Genomic DNA, 17,634 nt, shown 5'->3' on the forward strand with positions numbered 1-17,634 from the left:
TTATTCCACTGCTGCAAGGTCGTCGATGTGCATTTCAGCGGCGTGGTTGCCGTTCCAGTTGTCGATCTTGACCCGGCCCGCCAGCCAGAAGCGGCGATCGCGCGGGGCACCGAGCAGCGCCTGGCCCAGGGGCGTATCGACGCTGCGAAAGGCCATCGCCTTGAACGATGCGCCGTCATCGCCTGCCACGATCGCACGGACATGCGTGGTGCCGACGACATCGCAGCGCACGATCCGCACCGGGCCGGTGGCCAGCCGCGGTGCGGGCCAGCCCATGCCATAGGGGCCAGCATTCTCCATCCGTTCGATCAGGTCCGGGGTCAGTCCGCGCGGGGCGACCAGCGCATCGACCAGCAGCCGTGACGTACCCGAAGCGGCGGCGACCTTGGCCGCCAATTGCTCCTCGAGGAAATCGCCGAATCGCTCGAGGTTATCGGCGTTGATCGTAAGGCCTGCTGCCATCGCATGGCCGCCGCCAGCGACCAGCAGTCCGGCATCCTTGGCGGCGATGATCGCTGCGCCCAGATCGACGCCCGGGATCGACCGGCCCGATCCCTTGCCGATGCCGTTGCCGTCGACCGCGATCACCAGCGCAGGCTTGTTGGTCCGCTCCTTGATCCGGCCCGCGACGATACCGATGACGCCCGCGTGCCAGCCCTGGCCCGAAAGCAGCGCGACCGCGCGGTTGTGCTGGCTGCCAAGCATCGATTCGGCTTCTTCCTGGACCATCGCCTCGATCGCGCGGCGTTCCTCGTTCAGCCGCGAGAGCTGCGCTGCGATATCGGCGGCCTCGGCCTCGTCCTGGGTGGTCAGCAGCCGGACGCCCAGGTCTGCGGCACCGACGCGGCCGCCGGCATTGATTCGCGGGCCCAGCGCGAAACCAAGATCCGCGCAGACCGGCGCGCGGGTGAGGCGGCTGACGTCGACCAGGGCCGCCATGCCGATGTTGCGCCGCCGCGCCATGATCTTGAGCCCCTGCGCGACGAACGCGCGGTTGAGGCCCTTGAGCTGCGCGACGTCGGCGACAGTGCCCAGCGCGACCAGATCGAGCAATTCCATCAGCGCGGGTTCTGAGCGGCTGGAGAAATAGCCTTGGGCGCGCAACGTGCGGACGAGTGCCGCGCCCAGCAGGAAGGCGACCCCGACCGCGGCGAGGTGACCGTGCGCGGCCGCCTCGTCGTCCTCGTCGAGCCGGTTGGGATTGACGAGGGCAAAGGCGCGCGGCAGCTCTGCAGCGCATTTGTGGTGATCGACCACAACGACATCGACCCCGACGTCATGCGCCATCTGCAGCGCCTCATACGCCATCGCGCCGCAATCGACGGTGACGATCAGGGTCGAGCCCGCCTCAGCCAGGCTGGTGAGCGCCGCGCCCGAGGGGCCATAGCCTTCCATCAGCCGGTCGGGAATGTAGGCGCCTGCATCGAGCCCCAGATCGCGCAGCAGACGGATCAGCAGCGCCGCGCTGGTGGCGCCATCGACGTCGTAATCGCCATAAATCGTGACCTTTTCTTTCGCGATCACCGCCTGCGCAAGCCGATCGGCAGCGCTGTCCATGTCGCGGAAGATCGATGGATCGGGCATGAAGCCGCGGATGGTCGGGGCGCGGTAGCGATCGAGATCATCGCGCGGTACACCTCGGCTGAGCAGCAGCAGCGCGACGAGATCGTCAGGCTCCAGATCGGCATGCCGTCGGTCGCCCTCCGCACCGCGCCAGTGCCAGGGCTGGCCGGTCATCGATTGGGTGATGCCCAGGACGGTTTCGGGGTGGAGTGTGGCCATGGGGCGGTGTTCCTGAATCTCTTAGGCTGGCTGTTTTCCGGCGAAAGCCGGAATCCAGGGCGATGCTGCACAAGCTCGCTCCTGGGCTCCGGCTTTCGCCGGAGAACGGATTTTCTTTGACCCGTGCTCTAAACCGCCCGCCGGTCTTTGGCGAGAGGGTCGCAAATGTCATTGCGCACCGCTAGACCAGAGCCATGACCGACACACCAACCTTGCTGATCGTCTGGCACAGCCGCACCGGCGCTTCGCAGGCGATGGCGCAGGCGGCAGCGGGTGCGGCGGCGGACGAATGCGGGGTGCGGCTGCTCGCTGCCGATGACTCACGGCCTGAAGACCTGCTCGCGGCTTCGGGCTATCTCTTTGTCTGTCCCGAAAACCTTGCCAGCATGACCGGGGCGATGAAGGAATTCTTCGATCGTTGCTATTATCCGGTATTGGGGCAGATCGAGGGACGACCCTATGCGGTGATGGTCGCTGCGGGCTCTGACGGGGCAGGGGCTGTGCGGCAAACTGAGCGGATCGCCACCGGGTGGCGGCTGAAGCGGATCTCCGCGAGCATCATCGTCCGCACCCACGCTCAAAGCCCGGAGGAGATTGCAGCGCCCAAGGTGCTGAGCGCGACCGAGCTTGCGCGTTGCGGCGAACTGGGCGCAATGTTTGGCGCAGGTCTTTCCATGGGCATTTTCTGACCGTAAGACCCTGAAAATCCTCCCCGAAACGGGGAGGGGGACCGCGAAGCGGTGGAGGGGAAGCGGGGTTGTGCACCCCTGTGATCTGTGTACGATCCCGCCTCCCCTCCGTCAGTCCTGCGGACTGCCACCTCCCCGTTCCGGGTGAGGATTTTCGAGTGCGTTTTCAAAGGAGTGTCGCATGCTGTTCCGTACGTCTCTGCTGGCCTTCGCTGCCCTGATCGCCGTTCCAGCCTCCGCGCAGCAGGCCCAGGTGGAAACCCGGCAGGTCGGCACCGCGCGGCTCGAGAATGTGCCTGAGATCCCGCAAGACATCCGCGATGCGGTGCAGCGGTACCAGAACTATCGCGAGGCACGGTTCCAGGATTGGCTGCCCGACGGATCGATGCTGATCACCACTCGGTTCGGATCGACCTTCCAGGTGCACCATGTCACTGCCCCCGGAGCTGCGCGACGGCAGTTGACCTATTTCAACGAGCCGGTCGGCGGCGCGAAGATAGTGCCAGGCAAGGAGCGCTTCGTGCTGACCCGCGATACCGGGGGTGACGAGTGGTTCCAGCTGTTCGTGCGCGATCTGAACGGGCTCGCGCAACCCTTGACCGAGCCGGTGACGCGCAACCAGTCGCCGGTGTTCGCCAAGGATGGCAGCCTGATGGTCTGGTCGCGCGCCACCAAGGGTTCGGCCGATTACGCGATCATGGCCGCCGATCCTGCCGATGCCGACAGCCGCCGTCTGGTGTGGCAGGGCACCGGTGCGGTCGGCCCGCAGGATATCAGCGCCGACAAGGCCACGGTGCTGCTGGGCCGCGGCATCTCGAACCGCGAAAATCAGCTGATGCTGCTCGATATGGCCAGCGGCAAGGTCACGCCGCTCGATTTTACGATCAAGGCCAAGGCCCGGTTCGAAGAGCCCCGCTTCGTCGATGGCGGCAAGGCGATCCTTGCCATCACCAACGCGGGGGGCGATTTCAGGCGGCTGGTGAAGATCGACATCGCTTCGGGGCAGATGACCCAGCTGTCGGACAAGCTGAACTGGGATGTCGAGGCCTATGATCTGTCAACCGATGGCAGGACGCTTGCCTATACCATTAACGAGGATGGCTTTTCGCGCGTGCTGGTATCCTCACTGACCACGCCTGAGGCGATTTCGTCGCCCAAGCTGCCACGCGGGGTCATCACTGCGCTGGCGTTTTCGCCCGATGGCGGCAAGCTCGCGATCAGCCTGACCAACGCCACCACGGCGGGCGATGTGTGGGATGTCGACATGCGCAGCGGCGCAGTGACCCGCTGGACCCAGTCGGAAGCGGGTGAGCTTGATCCGGCAATGCTGGTCGAGCCCGAACTCGTCCGCTTCAAGAGCTTCGACGGGCTTTCGGTCCCGGCCTTCGTTTACCGCCCCAAGAACGCTGGGCCCGATGCGAAGCTGCCGGTGATCATCGATATCCATGGCGGGCCCGAGGCGCAGACCCGGCCGTCCTGGAACCCGGGCGCGCAATATTTCGCGGATGTGCTGGGCGCGGTGGTGATCCTGCCCAACGTGCGCGGATCGGACGGCTATGGCACCAAATACCTCAATCTCGACAACGGACCCTTGCGCGAAGACAGCGTCAAGGACATTGGCGCGCTGATCGACTGGGCGGGCAGACAGCCGGGAATGGATGCGGGGCGCATCGCGGTCTATGGCCAATCCTATGGCGGCTATATGTCGCTGGCGAGCATGACGTTCTACTCGGACAAGCTCGTCGGCGGGGTGGAGCGCTATGGCATCAGCGATTTCATCAGCTTCATGGCCAACACCGAGGCCTATCGCCGCGACAACCGCCGTGCCGAATATGGCGACGAGCGCGACCCCAAGATGCGTGCCGTGTTCGAGCGGATCGCACCGCTCAAGAACGTCGGCAAGATCACCAAGCCGATGCTGGTGATGCAGGGCGCGAACGACCCGCGTGTGCCGCAGTCCGAATCCGATCAGGTGGTAGCAGCCCTGCGCGGCAACGGGGTCGAGACCTGGTACGTGCTGTATGCCGACGAGGGCCACGGCTTCATGAAAAAGGCGAACAACGACCTTCGCCGCGAGGTGGAGACGGTGTTCCTCAGCAAGCTGTTTGCGCAATGAGGACATTTTTCGATCCACGCCAGCATGACCATGCGCCTGCGGTGGAACTCCACAACGGCGCCTATGTGCCGCATGCCGAACATCGCGGGCGGATGGAGAACGTGCTGGCGACGTTGCAGCAGATCGAGGCTCCAGCAGATGCCGGGATCGAGCCGATCCGCCGGGTGCATGGTGACGATTACCTCGCCTTCCTGCAGACCGCGCACCAGCGCTGGGTCGAGGCGGGGCGCATCGGCGACGCGCATGGCTATGCCTGGCCGGTGGTGGGCAGGCGTCCGCTCAAGCTCAACCGCATCGATGCAGATCTGGGCCAGTTCAGCTTCGATGCTTCCAGCCCGATTGCGGCTGGGACCTGGTCGAGTTCTTACTGGGGCGCGCAGTCCGCGATTGCCGCCACGCAGGCGGTGCTCGATGGCGAGCGCGCCGCGTTTGCCTTGTGCCGTCCGCCGGGGCATCACTGCGGCGCGGATTATCTGGGGGGATATTGCTTCCTCAACAACGCCGCAATCGCAGTCGAGGCAGCGATAGCGGCGGGTAAGCGGCGCGTCGCGATCCTTGATGTCGATTACCACCACGGCAATGGCACGCAGGACATCTTCTACGAGCGCGGCGACGTATTGTTCGTCTCGGTCCATGCCGATCCGGTGACCGACTACCCGTTCTTCTGGGGCCATGCCGACGAGCGCGGCGAAGGCGCAGGGGAGGGTGCAACGCTCAATCTCCCATTGCCACGCGGAACCGGGCTGGAGGCGTATCGTGCCGCGCTCGACACCGGGCTACAGGCGATCGGCGATTTCGGTGCGGACCTGCTGTGTGTGTCGTTCGGTGCGGACACCTTTGCAGGCGACCCGATCTCGCAGTTCGCGCTGCAGACAGCCGATTATACGCCCATCGCGCGGTCGATCGCCCAGCTTGATCTGCCGACCGCGATCGTGATGGAAGGTGGCTATGCGGTCGATGCGCTGGGCGCGAATGTCGCGGCGTTCCTGGCGGGGTTCGAGTGACCCAACCCCGCCGAGGCCGCTAAATTATCCCTTGATCTGATCGACCAGTCGCCCGCCCTTGAACAACGCGACGCAGCGGCCCTGCACGGGCAGCTTGTCGAAAGGCGTGTTGCCCGCGCTCGCGGCCATCTTGGCCGAGTCCACCTGCCAGGGCCGGTCGGCATCGACCAGCACGACATCGGCCTCGAACCCGCAGCGCAACGCCCCGGCCTCGACGCCCAGGATGCGCGCAGGATTGGCGGCGATCAGATCGAACAACCGCTGGGTACCGATCACGCCATCGCGCACCAGCCCCAGCGATAGCGGCAGCAGCGTTTCTGCCCCCGCCATTCCGGGCTGCGAATCGGCGAATGGAAGCCGCTTGTCCTCGGGGCCGCGTGGATCGTGGCCCGATGCGATGACATCGATCGTGCCATCGCCGACGGCCTCGATCGCGGCCTGCCGGTCGTCTTCGCAGCGCAGGGGCGGCGACAGCCGCGCAAAGGTGCGAAAGCCGCCCAGCGCGACATCGGAGAGGAATAGGTGCGCAGGCGTGATCCCGGCGGTGACCGTGAGGCCCTCGGCCTTCGCCGCGCGAATCAATGCAAGGCCTGCGCGGGTGGTCACCTGACGGAAATGGACCCGCGCACCGGTCATCCGCACCAGCGCGAGGTCGCGCGCGATCGCGATGCTCTCGGCTTCGGCAGGAGCCTGGGGCAGGCCCAGCCGGGTCGCCATTTCACCTGCCGTTGCCACTGCATTGCCCGACAGGCCATGGTCCTGGCTGTGGACGATCAGCGGCAGATCGAGCATAGCGCAATACTGCATCAACCGGTGCATGACGCCGGTATCAACGATCCAGCGGCGTCCGGTGGCGACAGCGCGGGCACCTGCTTCCTGCATCAGGCCAATTTCCGCCATCTCGCTTCCCGCCAGATCGCGCGTTGCGGCTGCCAGTGGATGCACCCAGAAATCAGGCTTGCCAGAGTAGGCCGCAAAGCGGACGCGGGCCGGATGGTCGAGCGCCGGGTTCTGATCGGGCATCAGCGCCGCGCGGCTGATTCCGCCAAAATGGAACGCGGGCAGATCAATCGCAAAGACGCCCAGGTCGACCAGACCAGGCGCGATCAACGCACCCTTTGCGTCATGGATGTCGTCGTCTGGTCCGGGAGTGACCGCGCCGACCTCGGCGATCCGGTCGCCGATGATCCGCAGCGCGCCGGGGACCGGCTCGGCCTGATCGGCGAGCCCGGTGGGAAGCACCAGACGGCCGTTGACGATGGTCAGCGGGCGGGTGGGCAGCTTGCTCATGCCCAGCCCTCCACGCCGCGCGCGCGCCGGGTCAGCACATCCAGGCACGCCATGCGCATCGCAACCCCCATCTCGACCTGATCGGTGATGCCTGAGCGCTCGACATTGTCGGCGATATGGCTGTCGATCTCGATGCCGCGGTTCATCGGGCCCGGGTGCATCACCAGCGCGTCGGGCCGCGCCATCGCCAGCCGGGCATCGGTGAGCCCATAAAGATGGCGGAACTCGCGCGGCGAGGGGATGAACTGGCCCTGCATCCGCTCGTTCTGCAACCGCAGCATCATCACCACATCGGCGCCATCGAGCGCTTGCGCAAAATTACGGCAGGGGGTTCCGCCCATCGATTCGACCGCAGGCGGCATCAATGCGGGCGGTCCGGCAACGCGCACTTCGGCGCCCAGTGTGGACAGGCAGATCATGTTCGACCGCGCGACCCGGCTGTGCAGGATGTCGCCACAGATCGCGACTCGAAGCCCCGCGATCTTGCCCTTGCGCCGCCGGATGGTCAGCGCGTCGAGCAGCGCCTGGGTCGGGTGTTCGTGGGTGCCGTCTCCTGCATTTAGCACCGGGCAGCCCACCTTGTCGGCGATAAGCTGGACCGCGCCCGAGCTGGCATGACGGATGACGATGGCGTCTGCGCGCATCGCGTTGAGCGTCACCGCGGTGTCGATCAGCGTTTCACCCTTCTTCACGCTCGATTGCGCGGCGTGCATGTTGACGACATCGGCACCCAGACGTTTGCCCGCGATCTCGAACGACAGCAGCGTACGGGTGGAGTTTTCGAAGAACGCGTTGATCAGCGTGAGGCCGGCAAGCCGGTCGTCATGCTTGCTCGCTTGGCGGTTCATGTCGACCCATTGCTCGGCCTCGTCGAGCAGGAACTCGATCTCCCAGGGTTGAAGCCCCGCAATACCCAGCAGATGCCGGTGCGGAAACGCGGCACGCCCGGGCGGATAATCGCTGGCCGGGCGGCGAACGGAGAGGTTTTCTGAAGCTGTCATTAAAGCCCAGCGTCTACGAGCGAATCGGGTTTTGCTCAAGCGCGTTTTGACGCGCAGCGGCTTGCCGCAGACTGAGGTTTGCGGGCTGGACAGCCGCCGCTGCAGCCGCAATGATGCGCACTGACAAGAATGTAAACGGGGAGGATTCTGGATGGAGCTGGTCACCGAAGGTTTGCGTTTTCCCGAAGGCCCGGTTGCGATGCCCGATGGCAGCGTGGTGCTGGTCGAGATCGCGGCAGGTTGCGTGACCCGCGTCCATCCCGATGGATCGCAAAGTGTCATCGCGCAGCTCGGCGGCGGCCCCAACGGCGCAGCGATCGGCCCCGATGGCAAGCTGTATGTGTGCAACAACGGCGGCTTCCATTACATCGAACGGGCAGGGCTGCTGGTACCCCATGGTCAGCCAGAAGATTATTCCGGCGGGCGGATCGAGCGGGTCGATCTCGACACGGGCGCGGTGGAAACGCTCTACAAGGACGGCGACTTCGGCTGCACCCTGCGCGGACCCAACGACATCGTGTTCGATGATGCCGGCGGCTTCTGGTTCACCGATCATGGCAAGACCCGCCCGCGCGAGCGCGACGTCACCGGGGTCTTCTATGCCAAGGCCGATGGTTCGCTGCTCAAGGAAGCCATCTTCCCGATGGAAAACCCCAACGGCATCGGTCTCTCGCCGGATGGTAAAAAGCTTTATGTAGCAGAGACCTATACCTGCAAGCTGTGGGCGTATGACATTGCGGCGCCCGGCGAAATTGCCTTCAATCAGGGGCTTCTGGGCCCCAGCGGGACGTTCCTCTACAGCCCGCCGGGATACACCTTCTTTGATTCGCTGGGCGTTGACGGCGCAGGCAATGTCTGCGTCGCCACGATTGGGCAGAGCGGCATTTCGGTGGTGTCGCCCGAGGGCGCACTGGTCGAATTCGTCGCCACCGACGACCCGTTCACCACCAACATCTGCTTCGGCGGGCCCGACCTCAAGACCGCTTGGATCACGCTGTCGGGCACCGGGCGGCTGGTGAAGATGGACTGGCCGCGCGGCGGAACGAAGCTGAACTATCTGAATATCTGATACCCCGCAGCGTTTTGTGTTTTCCGGCGAAAGCCGGAAACCAGGGCGTCTGCAGCGCAATCTCGCTCCTGGACTCCGGCTTTCGCCGGAGAACGGGAAGGCAAACAAGGACTTGAAACCGTGACCGACCAACGCTGGGCCATCGATATCGACCGCGACCAGATCGCCAGTGCGCAGATCGTCGCCGCGCCTGAAGCCGATCTGCCCGAGGGCGCGGTCGAGATCACGCTCGATCTGTATGCGATGACCGCCAACAACGTTACCTATGCGGTGTTCGGCAAGCCTCTGGGCCTGTTCGGCAACGACCAGGGCTATTGGGATTTCTTCGCCGATCGCGACGTGCCCGGCCGCTTGCCGGTCTGGGGTTTCGCCACGGTCAGCGCCAGTCGGCACGACGGCGTACCAGTGGGGACGCAGCTTTACGGCTATTTCCCGATGGCCAGCCACGCGGTGCTGATGCCGGGCAAGGTCGGGCCGCATGGCTTTACCGACGTGACCCCACGCCGCACCAGCCTGCCGGTGATCTACAACCAGTATCAGCGAATCGAGTCGCTTGGGGACTATCGCGAGCAGGATCATGACTATTGGCCGGTGTTCCGTCCATTGTTTCTCACCGGTTGGCTGATCGCCGATCAGCTTGAGGATGAAGCCGATTACGGCGCCCAGCAGATCCTGGTGGCGAGCGCCTCGAGCAAGACCGCGATCGGGCTCGCGCAGGCGCTGGGCCAGCGTTCCTCGCGACCCCGGATCATCGGGTTGACCAGCGCGGGCAACGCCGATTATGTCGAAGGGCTGGGGCTTTATGATCAGGTGGTGACCTATGATGCCATTGGTTCGATGGACCCAGGCATCGCCAGCGCGATGATCGATATGGCGGGCAACCCCCAGGTCGCAGCCGCGGTGCACAACCATTTCGCCGACGTACTCAAGGCCTCGATCGTGGTCGGCAAGTCGCACTGGGATTCGGCGGATGACGGCACCGCGCTGGCCGGCCCCACACGGCAGATGTTCTTCGCCCCCGGACGCAGCGAAAAGCGCATCGGTGAGTGGGGGCCGGATATCTTCCGCCAGAAGCTCGAAGCCGCGTGGCTTGGATTTGCCGATCTTGCCCCGCGCCTGCTGGGGATAGAGAAGCGCGAAGGTGCCGAAGCGGCGCTGGCCGCCTATATCCAGACGGTCGAGGGCAAGGCCGATGCCAAGACGGGGCTGGTCATCATCCCATGAGCTTTGCAGCGGTGATTTTCGACTTTGGCGGGGTGATCACCTCGTCGCCCTTCGAGGCGTTCAACCGGCTCGAGGCGCAGCGGGGCCTGCCGCGCGACTGCATCCGGCAGATCAACGCGGCCGATCCGGACACCAATGCCTGGGCAAGGTTCGAGCGCGCAGAGATCGACGCTGCAGCGTTCGATGACGCCTTTACTGCCGAAGCGCAGGCACGCGGACTGGATATAAGGGGTGCGGACGTCATCGGCTGTCTGGCAGGCGATGTCCGCCCGCGCATGGTCGATGCCCTCGATGCGCTGAAAGCCGCAGGCTTCATCCTTGGCTGCATCACCAACAATGTCCGTGCGGGCAAGGGATCGGCGATGGTGTTCGACAATGCACGTGCAGCCGAGATCGGTGCGATCATGGAGCGGTTCGACCACGTCATCGAAAGCAGCAAGGCAGGCGTGCGCAAGCCCGACCCTCGGATCTATGCGATGATGTGCGAAGCGCTGAATGTAGCGCCACAGGCGTGCATCTATCTCGACGATCTGGGCGTGAACTGCAAACCTGCCGCCGCGATGGGGATGGCCGCGATCAAGGTGACGGGCGAGGCGCAGGCGCTCGCCGATCTGCGCGGGCTGTTGAACCTTTCAGACGATTGGCCCGGCGCGTGAGGCTGTTGCTCGCCGCGCTGCTGGTCGCGGCCACCGCACCCGTCCAGGCCGACCCGGGGAGGGTCGTCGCGGTAGGCGGCGCGCTGAAGGATGACAATGCGGCTGTTTTCCGCGCTTTGATCGATGCGATGCCCAAGGATGCCCCACAGATCGTGGTGATCCCGGCGGCATCGGGCTATCCTGGGGGTGCAGCCGCGCGGTTCGCCGACGCGCTTGCGGACTATGGCATCGACCGATCGCGGGTGGTGACGGCGCAAGTCGCCATGGTCGATGATCCCGAAACTCCGGACGTCGATGAATCGCGCTGGCAGGGCGGGGCAAGCGCCCCCGATCAGGTCGCCAGCATCGAACGCGCCGGGCTGATCTGGTTTGCAGGCGGCGATCAGGCGCGAATCCTCGCCACGCTGGTCAAGCCCGATGGCAGCGACACGCCGATGCTCGCCGCGATCCGCCAGCGGCTGTCCGATGGCGCGGTCATCGGCGGGACTAGCGCAGGCGCGGCGGTGCTCGGCGAGCACATGATCGGCTGCGGCAGCCCGGATGTCGCACTCACTGCGCCGGTTTCGCGCAAACTTGCCGATTGCGCCGCGAGCGGTGAGGAAGCCGGGGGCACGCCTCTGGTGCTTGCCCCGGGTCTGGGGTTTCTGCCGGGCATGGTCTTCGACCAGCATTTCAGCCAGCGCGGGCGATTGACCCGGCTTGTGCGCGCGGTCGCCTGTGTCGATGCCGATGCGATCACCGGTATCGGGGTGGACGAGGACACGGGCTTTGTGTTCGATCTGGCACGGCAGATCGGTTATCCCGCCGGGCGCGGCACGATCACGCTGGTCGATCCCTCCGATGGACGCAAATCGTGCGACGGCGCGGTGATGGACAACGTCCGGCTCGCGCGCATTCCCGCCAGAACCGAAGACTGAGCACACATGGACAATTTCACGCACAGCCTCGCCGGGTGGGCCTTGGGGCAGGCCGGGCTCAAGCGGATGACCGGCCTTGCCGTGCCGACGCTGATCATCGCGGCGAATCTTCCCGATATTGATGCGGTGCTGAGCGTGCTGGGCACGCAATCGCTGGCGCTGCGGCGGGGGCTGACCCATGGGCCGATCGCGCTGCTGATCCTGCCGCTGCTGCTGACTGCCGCGATGATCGGCTTCGAACGCTGGCAGGTACGGCGGCGCAAGCGGCCAAGGTCTAGGCTGCCGGTGCGTCCGGTGCCGCTGCTGATCCTGGCCTATATCGGCACGCTGTCGCACCCCGCGCTTGATTACATGAACAACTATGGCATCCGGTTGCTCGAGCCGTTCTCGCCGCGCTGGTTCTATGGCGACACGCTGTTCATCATCGATGCGGTGCTGTGGACCATCCTGCCGCTGGGCATCTGGGCCTCGCGGCGCAGGGAAGCGGCGGGCAGGGCGGGATGGCAGCGCCCGGCACAGGCGGTGCTTGTGATGGCTCTGGCCTATATCGGCGGCAACTACGCGTTCTCGGCCCAGGCCGAACACGACACCGCAGTCGCTGTCCGCGCACAGCGCGGTGTCGCTCCCGATCTGGTGATCGCCAATGCGGTGCCGGTGCGTTTCTGGCATCGCGACATGCTGTGGCGTGGCGAGCAGAGGATTGGCCGGGGAAGCGTCAACGCGCTCGATGGCATGACCCCGGTGCTCGATCCCGGCGTCGCGGCCACCAATATGGCGAGCCCATGGATTGCGCGCGCTGCCGAGCAAAACGCTGATGCCAAGGCCTTTTTGTTCTGGGCGCGGATCCCATATGCCAGCCTGACCGATATCCCGGGGGGCAAAAGGGTGATGTTGCGCGATGCGCGGTTCGACAGTTCACCGATTGCCGACCGGTTTACCGTGATCGTCGATGTAAAGGACACGCCATGACCCGCCCCGCTCTCGTCTGGCTGCGCCGCGACCTCAGGCTTGCAGATCAGGCTGCGTTTGCCGAAGCGGCCAGCGCCGGTCCGGTGATCCCGGTGTTCGTGCTCGATGATGAAACGCCCAAACACCGCAAGATGGGGGGTGCATCGCGCTGGTGGCTGCACCACAGCCTTGCATCGCTCGATGCCGATCTGCGCAAGATCGGATCGCGGCTCGTGCTGCGCCGAGGTGTCGCTGCCGAAGTCCTCGCAGATCTGGCGCGCGAGACCGATGCGGCAGCGATCCACTGCCTGCACCACTACGAGCCATGGTGGCGCAACGCCGAAAAGGCGCTCAAGACTGCCTTGCCCGAGGGCTGCAGCCTCGAAAAGCACCACGGCAACTACCTGATGCCGCCGGGATCGGTGACCACCGGCAGCGGCCAGCCGTACAAGATCTACACCCCGTTCTGGCGAGCGCTGGCGCAGCATATGCCGCCCGCCAAGCCCTTGCCCGCGCCGAAAGCGCTTGATGCCCCCAAGGCGTGGCCGGACAGCGATGACCTTGCCGACTGGAAGCTGCTGCCGACCAAGCCCGATTGGGCCACGGGTTTTGCGTCTGAGTGGACCCCGGGCGAGGCGGGCGCTGCCGATCGTGTTGATGCGTTTCTCGCCAAGGCCAAGCACTACGAGGACCGGCGCAATCTGCCGTCGATCGAGGGGACGTCGCGCCTGTCGCCACACCTGCACTTCGGCGAGATTTCACCCGCCACTGTCTGGCACGCGACGATAGAGGCTGGCGGTTCGGTCGAAACCTTCCTCAAGGAGCTGGTCTGGCGCGATTATGGGCAGAACGTGATCGCCCAATACCCCGATTACGGCAAAGCCAACGCCCGCGATGCATTTGACGATTTCCCCTGGCGCGATCCTTCGGACGCGCAGGTCAAGGCCGAGATCGAGGCTTGGGAACAAGGGCGCACCGGTTATCCTTTGGTCGATGCCGGGATGCGCCAGCTGTGGGCTACCGGATGGATGCACAACCGGGTGCGGATGGTCGCCGCCTCGTTTCTGATCAAGCACCTGCTGGTCGACTGGCGGGTGGGCGAGCGCTGGTTCTGGGATACGTTGGTCGACGCCGATTACGGATCGAACGCGACCAACTGGCAGTGGACATCGGGCTCGGGCGTGGATTCGAACATGTTCGTCCGGATCATGGCGCCTCTGACCCAGTCGGAGAAGTTCGATGCGGCAGGCTATATTCGGGAGTGGGTGCCAGAGCTTGCTAGCCTGTCCGACAAGGAGATTCATGATCCCGAAGCGGCAGGCAAGTTCGTGAAGGGCTATCCCAAAAAGATCATCGGGCATAAACAGGCACGCGAGCGCGCGCTCGCGGCGCATGCGACAACAAAATCATAGAGGGAGACTTGGGTGATGCGGGTTTGGACAAGTTTTGCAGCAGCGTGCGCGCTGGCCGTGGGTGCTGGCGGAATGGCGATCGCCAAGGAAGGCGCGCCGCCCGAAGTGAAAGCGATCCAGCAGATGAGCGCCGCCGAGATGGAGCGGGTCCGCACCGCAGGCGCGCAGATCCTGTTCTGGTCCGACGCGCAGCGCTCAGCAAATTTCCGCGCCATGGAGATCCAGTTTCCGGGCACCACCGCCCGGGCGGGTACCGCGCGGGCGCTGCCCAAGGGTGCGGCCCTTCCGGTCAGCGATGCCGAGATCGATGCCTTCATGAACGCGCAGAATGTTGCGGGGCTGATGGTGATTCAGGACGGCAAGGTCCGGCTGGAGCGCTATGGCCTGGGCCTTGGCGCGCAGGATCGCTGGACCAGCTTCTCGGTAGCCAAGTCGTTCACCTCGACGCTGGTCGGCGCCGCAGTCAAGGATGGCCTGATCGCGTCGATCGACGACCCGGTGACCAAGTACGTGCCCGAGCTCACAGGCAGCGGCTATGATGGCGTTTCGGTCAAGCAGATCCTGACGATGACCTCAGGCGTCAAGTGGAACGAGGATTACACCGACCCCAACAGCGATGTCGTCAAGATGCTGTCGGTCCCCGTCGGTCCGGGCGAGGACCCCAACAGCGCGTACATGAAAACGCTGCCGCGCGAAGTCGAGCCTGGTACCAAATGGGTTTACAAGACTGGAGAAACAAACCTGATTGGCGTGATCGTCCAGCGTGCGACCGGCAAGACGCTGACCAAATATGCCGAGGAAAAGATCGTCAAGCCTGCGGGCTTTGAAGGCGACCTGTTCTGGATGGTCGATTCCGCGGGCCAGAATGTCGGCGGCTGCTGCCTGTCTATCCGGCTGGCGGATTATGCCCGGATGGGGCTGTTCGCGATGGAAGGCGGCGCGGGCCAGGTGCCAGAGGATTGGTTTGCGCAAGCGGGCAAGGAACAGGCGCCGATCGGCCTGCCGGGCTTTGGCTATGGCTATCAGTGGTGGACCTATCCCGGTGGTGCGTGGGGCGGGCAGGGCATTTTTGGCCAGGCAATCCTGATCGTGCCCGAAAAGAAGATGGTGATCGCAGTTGTGAGCAACTGGCCCAAGGCGAGCAGCCCGGACCTGCGTCTGCCGCAGCTGCAGTTCTTCCAGAAGCTTGCGATGGCGGCGGACTGACGGCGCCGGAATGACGGACACCAGCGCTCCATCTGACAGCCGCCTGCACAAGGAACTTGCGTCTGCGGGAATCGCTTTTGACCAGGTCGATCATGATGCCGTGTTCACCGTGCTGGAAAGCAGCGCGCTTGAACGCGGTATCCCCGGCGCGCACACGAAGAACCTTTTTCTCAAGGATGCCAGCGGCCAGTTTTACCTGGTGACGGTGCTCGCCGAAAAGCAGGTCGATCTGGGGGCGCTTCGGCATCTGGTCGGAGCAGCGCGGTTCAGCTTCGGGAGCGCAGACGAGATGGCCGAATTGCTGGGGGTGACACCTGGGTCGGTCACCCCGCTGGCCGCGATCAACGATACTCGCGGCAGGGTGCAGCTGGTGCTCGACGAGGTACTCGCTGCGCAGCCGCGCGTGAATGTCCATCCACTGCGCAATACCGCGACGCTGGGGCTGTCGGGGCTCGATCTGGTGCGGATGCTGGTGCGCTGGCGGCACGCGCCGTTGATCGTGCCGGTGCCCAACAAGCGACCCGCAGCTGAACCATCCCAAATTTGAGGGGTGGGCGCATGGCGCCGATTGCTGTAACCCCGACCGGATGACGTCAGCAACCAACCGACCGTTGATCGACAGCTTTTCCCGCACGATTAGCTATGTCCGCCTGTCCGTGACTGACCGGTGCGATTTACGCTGTTCCTATTGCATGCCCGAGCGGATGCAGTTTCTTCCCAAGGCCGAAGTGCTGACGCTCGAGGAACTGCACCGGCTCAGCCTCGCATTCATCGCGCGCGGGATCCGCAAGATCCGGCTGACCGGGGGCGAACCGCTGGTGCGGCGCGAGGTGATGACGCTGATCAACCTGCTGGGACGTGAGCTGGGGCAGGGCCTCGACGAACTGACGCTCACTACCAATGGCACCCAGCTGACGCAGCATGCAGATGCGCTTGCGGCGGCAGGCGTGCGCCGGATCAACGTCTCGCTCGATACCTTGAAGCCCGAACTGTTTGCGCAGCTGACCCGGCGCGACGCGCTGGCGCAGGTGCTCGCCGGGATCGATGCGGCAGATCGTGCCGGGCTGAAGATCAAGATCAACGCCGTCGCGCTCAAGGGCTTGAACGAGGACGAGATGCCGTCGCTGATCGGATGGGCGCACGGGCGCGGGTTCGACGTGACGCTGATCGAGGTGATGCCTTTGGGCGAGGTCGAGGAGGACCGGTTCGACCATTATCTGCCGTTGACCGCCGTGCGTGATCAGCTTGCCCAACGCTGGACGCTGGCCGAGAGCCCGCACAACAGCGGCGGTCCGGCGCGCTATGTCGATGTTGCCGAAACCGGCGGGCGTCTGGGCTTCATCACCCCGCTCACCAACAATTTCTGCGCAAGTTGCAACCGCGTGCGGGTGACCGCCACCGGACAGATTTTCATGTGCCTTGGCCAGAACGACCAGGTCGATCTGCGCGCGGCATTGCGCGGGGACGACAGCGATGCGGCGCTCGATGCTGCGCTCGATCGCGCGATCCAACGGAAGCCCGAGCGGCATGACTTCCACATCGATGCCCCTGGCGCGGCGCCAGCGCTGGCGCGGCACATGTCGATGACCGGCGGCTGAGCGGCGGCGATGGCGCAATTGCTGTTCTTTGGTCGCCTGGGTGACCTGGCTGGCGGGACCGAGCGGGCGCTTGGGCTGAGCGAACCCCATACGATCGCCGACCTGATCGGTATCCTCGGCGCGTGCGACGATCTGCTGGGGAGCGCGCTCGCAGAGCCACGCGTCCGCTATGCGATCAACGGCGCGATCGTCGATGCCGATGCCCTGGTCGAGGACGAGGACGAGCTGGCGTTTCTGCCCCCCGTCAGTGGTGGTTGAGATGCGACAGGATATCCGCATTACCGATCAAGCCTTTGATCCCGAACTGGAACTCGCGGGCTTTCGGGCATCATTGAGCGAGGCTGGCGCGCTGGTCAGCTTTACCGGGCTGGTCCGTCCGGCAGGCAAGGATGGCGATGTCAGCATCTTGAGCCTGCAGCATTATCCCGGAATGACCGAGCGCGGCATCGCCGATGCCGTCGTGAAGGCTGCGGAACGGTGGCCGCTCGAGGCAGCGCTGGTGATCCACCGCGTTGGCGATATGACGCCGCATGACCCGATCGTGCTGGTCGCCACCGCAAGCGCGCACCGCCGCGCGGCTTTCGAGGCGGCCGATTTCCTGATGGATTTCCTCAAGAGCCGGGCGTTGTTCTGGAAGAGCGAAACCGGTGCCGAGGGCAGGCAGTGGATCGAACCGCGCGACGAGGACTATGCCGACGCCGCGCGGTGGGATGACAGCTGAC

The 17,634-nt window shown here is 64.9% G+C and carries 17 protein-coding genes; 14 read left to right on the forward strand and 3 right to left on the reverse strand.

What is annotated here, in order from left to right; translation table 11 throughout:
- Window positions 1-1,782 (reverse strand): single-stranded-DNA-specific exonuclease RecJ, encoded by a 1,782-nt coding sequence (gene recJ, locus IEW00_RS10825; RefSeq protein WP_188514382.1) that lies wholly within the window; start codon window positions 1,780-1,782, stop codon window positions 1-3.
- 194 nt (window positions 1,783-1,976) lie between these two features.
- On the opposite strand from recJ, the gene IEW00_RS10830 reads away from it, so the two are divergent.
- The 3 genes from IEW00_RS10830 (at window position 1,977) to IEW00_RS10840 (ending at window position 5,591) form a co-directional block, all read left to right on the forward strand.
- Window positions 1,977-2,471, forward strand: coding sequence for a flavodoxin family protein (locus IEW00_RS10830; protein WP_188514383.1), 495 nt, complete (start codon window positions 1,977-1,979; stop codon window positions 2,469-2,471).
- Between the two features lie 181 nt (window positions 2,472-2,652).
- On the forward strand, window positions 2,653-4,587 hold the full coding sequence (locus IEW00_RS10835) for a S9 family peptidase (RefSeq protein WP_188514384.1): 1,935 nt from the start codon (window positions 2,653-2,655) through the stop codon (window positions 4,585-4,587).
- Window positions 4,584-5,591 carry a histone deacetylase family protein gene (locus tag IEW00_RS10840; protein ID WP_188514385.1) on the forward strand — a complete coding sequence of 336 codons (1,008 nt, stop codon included), beginning with the start codon at window positions 4,584-4,586 and terminating at the stop codon, window positions 5,589-5,591. Before IEW00_RS10835 ends, IEW00_RS10840 begins: the two co-directional genes overlap by 4 nt.
- A 24-nt stretch (window positions 5,592-5,615) precedes the next feature.
- Here the strand turns inward: IEW00_RS10840 and IEW00_RS10845 are convergent, their stop codons facing one another.
- Both IEW00_RS10845 and IEW00_RS10850 read right to left on the reverse strand, forming a co-directional pair.
- Window positions 5,616-6,881: a dihydroorotase gene (locus IEW00_RS10845; RefSeq protein WP_188514386.1), complete on the reverse strand. Its 1,266-nt coding sequence runs from the start codon at window positions 6,879-6,881 to the stop codon at window positions 5,616-5,618.
- Window positions 6,878-7,882 carry an aspartate carbamoyltransferase catalytic subunit gene (locus tag IEW00_RS10850; RefSeq protein WP_188514387.1) on the reverse strand — a complete coding sequence of 335 codons (1,005 nt, stop codon included), beginning with the start codon at window positions 7,880-7,882 and terminating at the stop codon, window positions 6,878-6,880. The genes IEW00_RS10845 and IEW00_RS10850 overlap by 4 nt, the downstream gene beginning before the upstream one ends.
- A gap of 151 nt (window positions 7,883-8,033) precedes the next feature.
- Between IEW00_RS10850 and IEW00_RS10855 the strand changes: the two genes are divergently transcribed.
- From IEW00_RS10855 to IEW00_RS10905, 11 genes are all read left to right on the forward strand, one after another.
- Window positions 8,034-8,951: an SMP-30/gluconolactonase/LRE family protein gene (locus tag IEW00_RS10855; RefSeq protein ID WP_188514388.1), complete on the forward strand. Its 918-nt coding sequence runs from the start codon at window positions 8,034-8,036 to the stop codon at window positions 8,949-8,951.
- Between the two features lie 120 nt (window positions 8,952-9,071).
- Window positions 9,072-10,175: a DUF2855 family protein gene (locus IEW00_RS10860; RefSeq protein ID WP_188514389.1), complete on the forward strand. Its 1,104-nt coding sequence runs from the start codon at window positions 9,072-9,074 to the stop codon at window positions 10,173-10,175.
- Window positions 10,172-10,831 (forward strand): HAD-IA family hydrolase, encoded by a 660-nt coding sequence (locus IEW00_RS10865; RefSeq protein ID WP_188514390.1) that lies wholly within the window; start codon window positions 10,172-10,174, stop codon window positions 10,829-10,831. Before IEW00_RS10860 ends, IEW00_RS10865 begins: the two co-directional genes overlap by 4 nt.
- A complete protein-coding gene (locus tag IEW00_RS10870) occupies window positions 10,828-11,748 on the forward strand; it encodes a cyanophycinase (protein ID WP_188514391.1) in 921 nt (306 codons plus the stop codon). Before IEW00_RS10865 ends, IEW00_RS10870 begins: the two co-directional genes overlap by 4 nt.
- Before the next feature lie 6 nt (window positions 11,749-11,754).
- Window positions 11,755-12,717: a metal-dependent hydrolase gene (locus IEW00_RS10875; protein ID WP_188514392.1), complete on the forward strand. Its 963-nt coding sequence runs from the start codon at window positions 11,755-11,757 to the stop codon at window positions 12,715-12,717.
- Entirely contained in the window at window positions 12,714-14,108 is a 1,395-nt protein-coding gene (locus tag IEW00_RS10880) for a cryptochrome/photolyase family protein (RefSeq protein WP_188514393.1), read from the forward strand. Before IEW00_RS10875 ends, IEW00_RS10880 begins: the two co-directional genes overlap by 4 nt.
- A 15-nt stretch (window positions 14,109-14,123) precedes the next feature.
- A complete protein-coding gene (locus IEW00_RS10885) occupies window positions 14,124-15,314 on the forward strand; it encodes a serine hydrolase domain-containing protein (RefSeq protein ID WP_308419329.1) in 1,191 nt (396 codons plus the stop codon).
- Between the two features lie 10 nt (window positions 15,315-15,324).
- Window positions 15,325-15,861 carry a prolyl-tRNA synthetase associated domain-containing protein gene (locus IEW00_RS10890; protein ID WP_188514394.1) on the forward strand — a complete coding sequence of 179 codons (537 nt, stop codon included), beginning with the start codon at window positions 15,325-15,327 and terminating at the stop codon, window positions 15,859-15,861.
- Window positions 15,862-15,901: 40 nt separating this feature from the next.
- Entirely contained in the window at window positions 15,902-16,912 is a 1,011-nt protein-coding gene (gene moaA, locus IEW00_RS10895) for a GTP 3',8-cyclase MoaA (protein ID WP_188514395.1), read from the forward strand.
- Window positions 16,913-16,921: 9 nt separating this feature from the next.
- Window positions 16,922-17,170, forward strand: a complete 249-nt coding sequence (locus IEW00_RS10900) for a MoaD/ThiS family protein (protein WP_188514396.1) — start codon at window positions 16,922-16,924, stop codon at window positions 17,168-17,170.
- 1 nt (window position 17,171) lies between these two features.
- Window positions 17,172-17,633 carry a molybdenum cofactor biosynthesis protein MoaE gene (locus tag IEW00_RS10905; protein WP_188514397.1) on the forward strand — a complete coding sequence of 154 codons (462 nt, stop codon included), beginning with the start codon at window positions 17,172-17,174 and terminating at the stop codon, window positions 17,631-17,633.
- Window position 17,634: the final 1 nt, after the last annotated feature.

Source organism: Blastomonas aquatica (assembly GCF_014639875.1).
GTDB lineage: Bacteria > Pseudomonadota > Alphaproteobacteria > Sphingomonadales > Sphingomonadaceae > Blastomonas > Blastomonas aquatica.